The sequence below is a fragment of the Oleiphilus sp. HI0117 genome (assembly GCF_001635235.1).
Genome location: NZ_LWGA01001480.1, coordinates 1 through 9,012, shown reverse-complemented (window position 1 = coordinate 9,012; position 9,012 = coordinate 1). Strand labels below are relative to the sequence as shown.

The window sequence follows — 9,012 nt, the reverse complement described above, 5'->3', positions numbered from 1 at the left end:
TTGCCGGCCTTACCATCAAGACCATCAATATTTTGGGTGATCAGGTTTTTATCTGCGAGCCAATGGTGGACTTCATTTGGCCCGTGATGGCGATACGTTGCAAAACGATGATAGTACCAAGATAGAAATTCTACCGGGTTTTCGGTGTACATTCGGCGCGTAGCCATTTCCATCGGGGTATAGTTCTTACTGCCAATGGTCCAAAAGCCATCCTCACCTCTAAACGTTGGAATGCCACTTTCTGCGCTAACACCTGCGCCCGTAATATATAAGGTACTCATATTGACTAGCTATTACCTTCTTCATGGCTGTTAGGTTGGGCTCTACTCTCTTCAAGCGCAAGGGAATCAAGCTTTACTGGCTTATGAATATGATAGCCTTGAGAGTAAGTGATGCCTATTTCGGTCAGCTTATCTTGAATCTCTGCTGTTTCAACAAACTCTGCAATCGTTTCTATGCCTATAGCACTTGCGACGTCGGCAATTGATTTGATCATTGCGGTATTTACGGCATCATCGCATAAGTTTTTAACAAATACGCCATCGATTTTTAGGTAGTCAATATTAAGGTCCTTTAGATAGGCATAGGATGAAAAGCCTGTGCCAAAATCGTCGAGTGCAAAGCGACAGCCGAGCGCCCTGAATTTATCGATGAAATTCTGGGTATTATCTAGATGCGTGATCGCCATGCTTTCGGTGATCTCAAAGCAGACTTTATGGGGCGGCACCTTATTCTCTTCAAAGAGATTAACCAGAAAAGCTGAGAATTCTTTTTGACCAATGCTCTGTGGACTGAGGTTAATACTGGCACAGCCGAGCTTTTCCAAGTGCTCGGGGTGTTTACCTAACCAAGCGAAGTAATTCTTGATGACCCAGCGATCTATATTAGGCATGAGGTTATAGCGTTCTGCCGCGGGCAAGAACTGGCCTGGAGAACAAAGGTTGCCGTTGCTATTGATCAGGCGAAGCAGGATTTCGTAATGAAAGTTTTGCTCTTGACCTTGGTTGGGCGCAATGTGTTGAAAGACTAAAAAGAACTGATCATTCGTTAGTGCTTCTTTAATTGTTGTGACCCATTGCATTTCGAGCTGTCGGAACTGTAGGTCTTTATCAGACTCAATGAATACATGAACACGATTACGCCCTTGGTCTTTGGCCATATAGCAAGCAGCATCCGCCATGGCTAGTAGTTGTTCTACATTCTGGTGATAAGGGTATATTTCAACCAAGCCGATACTGACGCCAATGCTGTAACGCTTACCTTCCCAGATAAATAAAAATTTCTCGACGGCTTCTCTGAGACTTTCGGCAATAAGCCTTGCTTTGGGAAGACTTGTTTGGCTAACGAGAATGCCGAATTCATCGCCCCCCAGTCGAGCGATGACCTGCTGAGGCCCGAGCGCTTTTACTTCTTGAAGCAGCTTCTGGCTAATATTTTTTAGCAAGATGTCGCCTGCAGTGTGGCCACAGAGGTCATTCACAATCTTAAACTGGTCTAGATCCATATATAGTAAGCAGGCCGAATCTTCACCTGCTTGAACTTTAAGCAATAACTCTTTTGCTGAACTCTCAAAGGTTCTACGGTTATAAAAGCCTGTTAAAGAGTCGTGCTCAGCCAAATGTTTTAGCTGCTGTTCAAAGGCTTTTCGTTCATTAATATTGATTAGAGTTCCTTCCAGTTCCTCGTTTCCCTGCTCGTTCACATAACGGGCAGAAATATTCACCCACATGGAGTCACCTAGGGAGTTGCTGAGCTGAGCTTCGTAGTCGACAACTTGGCCTGACTTCTTAACCGCTTTGAAAAACTCAGTGAACTCTTTTTCTGAAAGGTAATAACCGTTTAAGTCTTTAGTTTTTCCGCTAAACGACGGAATATCCTCTAAACCTATCAGTGACAAAAAGGCTGGGTTTGCTGACAACAAGGTCCCTTTTTTGTCGTAGCTGAATATTCCCTCAAGTGAATTTTGGTAGAGGTTTTCAAAGCGTTTGAGGTTACCAATAGATTGGGATTGTGCTTGCTCTCGTGCTCGCCTTTCGCTATTGATTCGGTCAGCCAATGCCATTGATATAATAACAATGCCCACGACACCGCCAATATTTCCAGCGTATTCGGTAAAGGTAGAGGAGGGCAAATAGCCCATTTTGCTTGAAGACTTTAGTACGATACCCAAAAAGTAAGCGCCCCATGCGATGCAGAAGAAGCGTGCAATACGCGGGCTAAACCGAAGCATTGCCAAGCAGATAAAGGTGACGCTGCTCATCACTATGACAGTCATGCCACCATTAAGGATGGCTGCCTGGCGATAGGGTAGAAATAGGCTGGTGATAGCAGAGACAACAGTCAAAAAAGTAAGCAACTTGATACCACGGTAGAGGATACTTTTCTCTGGTATGGGGAGTATTGTCCGGGTGAAGAGCATCGTAGATAGTAAGCCAAAAGAGATAAAGGTAATTGCAGATATTTGATGCCAGCTGGGCGCACTAGGCCAGAACCATTGATAGGCAAAGCCATCTAGTGAACTATGCATCCCAGCCATACAAAGGATGAAAAAGCTGTAGAGCAAGTAGGTTTTGTCGCGGATGATTAGAAACAGGCACAGGTTATAGGCACTCATAATCAAAAGCGCACTTAAAAAGCAGCCGTAGAGAAATAGTGAGTTATTCGCTTGTAGTAGAAAACTCTCTTGCTCCCATAGTTGCAAAGGAACCTGAAGAGAGCCTTCACTGCTCACCTTCACAAAGTACTCTTGAGGCTGCCCGGCAGAGAGCTCAAGTGGTAAAACAAAAGTAGGAAACTCGATGGGTCTTTGTGCAAAATTGAATCGGTCTCCGGTTTCGACAAGTTTTTTTAGAGTCACCGAATGAGAAGGTGAACCTGGAATGCTGTGAAACAACTGTATATTATCTAGCTGGCTATAGTTGACGTGTAGGTAAGCGGGTATATCAACAGGCGTCTCGTTTTGTACAGCAAAGCGAAACCAATAAGCACTACTTGAAAAACCAAAGTTGGCACGACCTTCAGGTAAAGATTGCCATTGAGTATTCTGTATTGTGTGGATATTCCCAGGCGTCAGTGAGTGGTCTTTATCTTCAAAATATACAATATGATTGGCTAGAACTATGTTTTCGGTACTGTGATCAAAGCTGATTGGCTGATTGCTAGCCAGCGCATAAAAACTGAAACCAAATAATAATATGAGAGATAAATAGAGCTGTTTCATTTAAACATTTCTTCTTGGAAAATTCGAAATTTACCTTCTTGTCTGAGCGCTTCGAGCCCGGCATTCAGAATATTTAGATAGTATTGGCTGTCTGGCTGGGTTTTGGAAAATAAAATATAGTTTTTACCTTCACTGAGTGCTTTAGTGTTGATTCCGATCGATTCTATTTCAGCTGGTGAAAAGTTTCTATGAAGCAGGTACTTTCCTGTGAATTCAGAGATAGGAAATAAGTCGATTGTTCCGCTGATTAGTTTTCGCAAGTTATCTATATCTGTATTGCTAATTGACACTCTTAACCTGTCTTGCTTGTATAAACGCCAAAATTCATCGTTATAAGTATAGCTCCGCGTAGCGCCAATTTTTAAACGGCCTAGTTCATCAAGGCTTTGCCATTTGAACGGGCCGTTAAAGCGTTTTTTAGTGTAGAAAAAGACAAAATAGATATTCTCGATCGTTTGGCTATGGAGAAAGTCTTGTCTTCTTTCTTCACTTTCCCCCCAAAAAGACGTGGCGTGATAATTACCGATTCGAGTCGCTTCTAGGGCTCTTTTCCAAGGGAGATAGTCAAATTTGACGTCAATGTTGTGGAGCTTAAACGCTTCGCTAACTAGATGATTAATGTAGCCTCCACCCGGCAGTGATTGTGAGGTCCACGGCGGATATTCTCCACTGGCTATTTGGATAGTTTCAGCCTTAGAGAGTGAATGGAAACTGACTAACAAAAGCAGGGTTAATGCTTTAATTGTGGCACTTGTACGCTTCATATACCTAACCGTTTATAAGCCAATTCAAATCTAGATATCTGATTTCAAAAAAGCAGGCTAACTTAGTTATTATGTCGGTAGTGATATTAGTGTAGTAGAGTTTGGCCGGTTTGGAGTGTCGCTTTTAGATTGTGTCGTTATTACAACTAACGTTTGTTATTAGTCACTTTGTTATCAGTTCGAGGTATGATGACTGTTTACAAGTTTGAATCGGAATGATTATGCAAGCTGAAGCTCTTATTTTATTGATCAATTTCCTATTGGTGACGCTTACTTATTTGTTCGTTTATCCTCGGTTTGCGGGGCGAGATTTGAACAAACTATTTACGAACGACTTGGCTGCTATGGTGATATCTCTCTTGGTGGTTGGCAGCTTATATCAAGGTCAAGACCTCAAGTTATCGTTGATCATTCTAGAGACTAACTGGTTCTGGTTTAGTTTACTGACATATATGCTAATCGAGACGCCTTTTGCACTCAGGTATATCAAAAAATATAAGGTTTTTGAGTAGGGCTGGTTAGCCCTCTGCAAGCATCGAAGGTTCGAGCTCTTCTTCCTGCTCTACTACTTTTCCTACCTTAGCTAATTTCAGAAGGTTTGGCATGATAAAAAGTGTACATAGCGCAGACACTAGCATGGTAATACTAATGAGAAGTCCGAGGTTGAAAATAGGCTGAAACTCTGACAACAAGAGGATTGAGAAGCCTAATGCAATGGTAAAAGCGCTGGTTAATATTGGGAAGGTGATATCTGTCAGGGCTGCTTGAGCTGCGGCATCCCTAGATTGAAGTGCTTTTAAGTTTCGTAAGTAGGCTTCGACGATATGTATGGAGTAATCGATGCCGATGCCGAAGGCAATGCCGCATAGCAGACTAGAGCCGATATCTAAAGGAATCTGCAATAAACCCATCAGTCCGAACATGACCAGTAATGACATGCTTAGTGGGAAGATAGCGATTATTCCAATACGGATTGAGCGGTAGATCGTGCACAAAACCAATAAAAGTCCGACAACCGAAATGATAATGCTGGAAAGTTGTCCTTGGATAATTTCTTTTGAGGCGGCAGCATTCATACTCCCGTAGCCGGTGAATCTAAACGAAACCCCTTCAGGTAAGGTTTCAGCAATAGGGCCTAGATCGTCTAACAGTTGCTGTAACTGCTTGGAGCCATCTGTTTTGGACATGATTACCACGCGAGTTTCATTGTAAGGGCCCACTTTGGCAATAGACTCAAGGTCTCGTGAGGGGCCGCCCTCTAACAAAAATAAATATTGGGATATAAGCTCCGGACTTAGCTCTGAGCTTTGTATCTTGTCATCATTGGGCGATAAGGTTTTGTGTAGCTGTTTGATAAAACCAGATATTGAGCTTGTGTAGCCAACTGCATCATGACGCTTAGCTTGCGCTTCGAGTTTTTCTATCACTCGTAATACCTCAGGAGAAAGGATGCCATTTTGCTCATCTGAGCTTATCCATACGTTCACTGGTACGGTGCCACCTAGTAACTCGTTGATTCTGGCATCATCTTGCCTCAGTTGAGTCTGGGCTTTGAAGGAGTGAAGGTTTTGTTGGTCAACGTAGAAATTAGGAAGCCCGATTAAGGAGAAGACGACTAAAAGGAATAGCAGTGCGAAGCAACGAGAAATGGTTTGCTTTTTAGCAATGTTTTCTAAAGCCTCAAAGAAACGAATGGGGCGCTGAGTTGTTCCTGAAGAAAAATTTATATTTGCCATTAAAGTAGGCAGCACCGTTACAGAAATAATAAACGCGACAATAGCGCTGATTCCAACCATGATGCCGAATTCTTTTATATTAGTAATTTCGGTGTATGAAAGTGAGAAAAAACCAAGAGCTGTCGTCAGCGACGTAAGCAACATTGCGCGAAAAAGTTTACTGACTTTAGCAATAGTTGCTTCTTGCTTACTTGTTTTGTTTTGGTCTAATTTAGATTCGGAAAGAACATGAATGGCATCTGTTACGCCAATGGTGATAATGAATATCGGCAACATCGTGGTCACGATATTCAGGGATATGCCCAGCAAGGTCATGAGTCCAAAGGTGATGACGATACTGATAATTGATACGCTGAGCGCAAAGAACGGGGCCCAGGCACTGCGAAATAAATAGGCCAGTGTTAATGCTATTAATAGGACGATTAAAGGGAAATAGCGTTGATTATCCTTTTCCATAACATTAGAAATTTCTACATTTACGACTGGTGAGCCAGAAAAGTAGAGGTCGAAATTACTTGATTCAACGATGGGTTTTATCAACCCTTGAACCTTATTGAATATCGCAGTAGTGCTTGCGCTATCGTCGGTATCGATGTTTAGTTCAAGATTAATTGCCATTGCGCGGCCGTCTGGGCTAACCAAAGCATCCGTAAACAGAGGGTTATCTAATATTTCTTTGCCTTGATTCTGTTGCCATTGAGCGATCTTTTCTTGCTCGAAGTTGGGGGCAATGGTGATCTCATCTTCAAGCATGAAAATGTCATCACTATTTAGTAGTGACTTGATATTGCGAATAGGGAAGAGGTATTGGCCTAGTAATGCTTCTATTTCCTTAGATTCTTGCTCGTTTTTAGCCGCCGCCAGGCTTTGGTTATATTGACTGATTAAGCTGGCCTTATCGAGTGACTTGCCTGTGTTGAGTTTAGGATTGATCATTTCTATCAAGTCAACGGAGTCTAGAGTCTTATGAATAGTTTCTAATAAGCTCAGTGACTCTGCAGAAAAAATATCGCCAGATTTTGCCTCGAGAATAATAACAATGGTTTCTCTGGATCGCTCAAAAATATCTGTCATCAGATCTTCTTTAACGCGCTCTGTGTGGGTGCGGTCCAAGAAATAGGGCGTGGTGTTTTTTGTTACTTGAGCCGCGAGAAATGCTGATACGAGGATAATTGCCAGAGTGATAATAAAACTGAGTGCGGGTCGAGAAACAATTTGGCGAATCAGTGGGGTTTCTGTCATGGGTGCGTCTATTCTAAGTTTGTTGTGCAGTGCAAATGGATTCTTAACATATAGGGTGCTCTGCCAATTCTGGGCGTGGCGAGAGATATATGTAGTCCTATGGAATCCAGACGTGCGCACTTTAACAGTATTTTTCGGCTGTTCAAGTAGTTATTTGCACTTGGGTTAACAGTTTTTTATCAGAGCGCAAAAAATTATGAATCGAGTCGTCTTGTGTAAGAAAAATGCTTGGGCATACTCTATACTGTACTTTAGAGCACAAACGATTTTATCTTGTAACAATTGTGGTGCTTCATTATGGCCGCTCTCATAATAAGTTGCTCAGTATACTAAAGGCCGTTAACTAGCCATAGCGATCTGAGCATGTAATGACTAATAAAAGTTGAGTGAGTTATGAAAGTACTGATTGTTGATGACCAGCGTTCTATGAGGCTTGTGTCTCTAGCAGTAGTTGCCGGGCTTGGGCATGATGTCATCGAGGCCGAATGTGGACAGGATGCAATTGACCTCTGTCGGCAAGAGAAAGTCGATTTGATTTTGATGGACGTTGAAATGCCTGGTCTTAACGGTTTTGAAACGACTAAAATTATTCGTCAAGATACCTCTATATGGTTCCCCATTATTTTTGTTAGTGCTAAAACGGATACTAAGTTTTGTACTGTGGGTATTCAGTCAGGCGGCGATATTTATCTTTATAAGCCGATAGTGCCTGAAGTGCTTGAAGCGATGATTCATGCGATGGAGCGTATCGCCCAGATTCAGGACGAGCTTCATGGCACCAAATTAAAAATGGAGTTGCTCGCATTTCAAGACACCTTAACAGGACTGGTGAACCGCCGTGGTTTTGATAAGGCCATGGAGCTGGAGATCACTAGGTCAATCAAAGAGAAAGACCCTTTAACTTTGATTATGATCGATGTTGATCAGTTTAAACCTTTCAATGATAACAACGGACATCAAGCCGGTGACGAGTGTTTAAAGGCTGTTGGTGAAACCTTGCGTAAAGCGATGTGCCGACCAGCCGATATTGTTGCTCGGTATTGTGGGGAAGAATTCGCAGTGATTTTGCCTAATACCAATGCGGTGCAAGCGCAAGCGGTTGCGAAGCGTATAAATAAGTTGTTTAGTGATTTGAATTATCCTCATGAACACTCTTTAGTGGCAGATCATGTCACGGTTAGTGGTGGGATTGCTCAGTTTGCTGGTGAAGGGCAAAGTGCGGCAGAGTTTATCGAGAGTGCTGACAAATTATTATATGAAGCTAAAGAAGCAGGCCGTAATCGTATTTTATAGTTAATGAAGTTTATATTACTTACGCATGAGCGGGAATTAGAAAAGAAGAATAATACGGGTGCAGTCGTTAGAGGTATATTGAAGGGTGATTGCGAACTTGTCGTTTGGAAGCGTCGGGAACCCGATGAAAGTTTATTGAGTCTATTGGCTCGGCAGCAAGCCGCGGTGCTCTTTCCTAGAGAAGAACTGCCTACACAAAACACCGATAGCCCTGGCACTTATCAGCCTGACCCTCAATGTCTTTTTTCCTATACTCACTACGTGATTCTGGATGCTACTTGGCAACAAGCCAAGAAAATGTATAGACAAAGCCCTTATTTGCAACAAGCCGACAAGTTCTCTTTGGATAACGTGACACCTTCCACTTTTGTGCGTAGAGGAAATCAGCTAAAAGGCGGGTTGTGTACGGCTGAGTGTGTTATCGAACTACTTGAGCTTGCAGGTGAGTCTGAGTCAGCAAGTGAACTCGCTTATCATTATGAGGCGTTTAACAGGGCGCTGCCATCTTAATGTAGCCATTTATTTAGCTTCTCTTGAACGATCATGGCATCGACAGGCTTGCTAATATAGTCATTCATTCCCACAGCAAAGCATTTATCATCATCACCTTTCATTGCATTAGCTGTCATGGCAACAATAGGTAGCTGCTTGGCGTTTTCTCCGGCTTTACCTTGTCTGATCGCTGTAGTTGCTTCATATCCATCCATTTCCGGCATTTGGCAGTCCATGAAAATGAGGTTGTAGGGGACCGTTTTTT

At 42.6% G+C, this 9,012-nt stretch carries 8 protein-coding genes; 3 read left to right on the top strand and 5 right to left on the bottom strand.

Going from position 1 to position 9,012, the window contains the following annotated elements:
- From A3757_RS24620 to A3757_RS24610, 3 genes are all read right to left on the bottom strand, one after another.
- A partial coding sequence (locus A3757_RS24620) for a Sir2 family NAD-dependent protein deacetylase (RefSeq protein ID WP_304439224.1) occupies positions 1-281 on the bottom strand: 281 nt, incomplete at its 3' end.
- A gap of 5 nt (positions 282-286) precedes the next feature.
- Positions 287-3,220, bottom strand: a complete 2,934-nt coding sequence (locus A3757_RS24615; RefSeq protein ID WP_068552604.1) for an EAL domain-containing protein — start codon at positions 3,218-3,220, stop codon at positions 287-289.
- The gene (locus A3757_RS24610; protein WP_068552606.1) at positions 3,217-3,984 is read right to left on the bottom strand and encodes an ABC transporter substrate-binding protein; all 768 of its coding nucleotides are present in this window, start codon (positions 3,982-3,984) and stop codon (positions 3,217-3,219) included. Before A3757_RS24610 ends, A3757_RS24615 begins: the two co-directional genes overlap by 4 nt.
- A gap of 221 nt (positions 3,985-4,205) precedes the next feature.
- Between A3757_RS24610 and A3757_RS24605 the strand changes: the two genes are divergently transcribed.
- Positions 4,206-4,496, top strand: coding sequence for a hypothetical protein (locus A3757_RS24605; RefSeq protein WP_068516158.1), 291 nt, complete (start codon positions 4,206-4,208; stop codon positions 4,494-4,496).
- 6 nt (positions 4,497-4,502) lie between these two features.
- Here A3757_RS24605 and A3757_RS24600 read toward each other — a convergent pair whose 3' ends face one another.
- Complete coding sequence (locus A3757_RS24600; protein ID WP_068516129.1) at positions 4,503-6,962, bottom strand: RND family transporter; 2,460 nt, start codon at positions 6,960-6,962, stop codon at positions 4,503-4,505.
- A gap of 393 nt (positions 6,963-7,355) precedes the next feature.
- Between A3757_RS24600 and A3757_RS24595 the strand changes: the two genes are divergently transcribed.
- Positions 7,356-8,255 (top strand): diguanylate cyclase, encoded by a 900-nt coding sequence (locus A3757_RS24595; RefSeq protein WP_068552608.1) that lies wholly within the window; start codon positions 7,356-7,358, stop codon positions 8,253-8,255.
- Between the two features lie 3 nt (positions 8,256-8,258).
- Positions 8,259-8,765: a tRNA-uridine aminocarboxypropyltransferase gene (locus tag A3757_RS24590; RefSeq protein WP_068516123.1), complete on the top strand. Its 507-nt coding sequence runs from the start codon at positions 8,259-8,261 to the stop codon at positions 8,763-8,765.
- Here the strand turns inward: A3757_RS24590 and A3757_RS24585 are convergent.
- Positions 8,762-9,012: response regulator (locus A3757_RS24585; RefSeq protein WP_156506568.1), on the bottom strand; the 251-nt coding region annotated here is incomplete at its 5' end. The two genes, A3757_RS24590 and A3757_RS24585, sit on opposite strands and share 4 nt — an antisense overlap.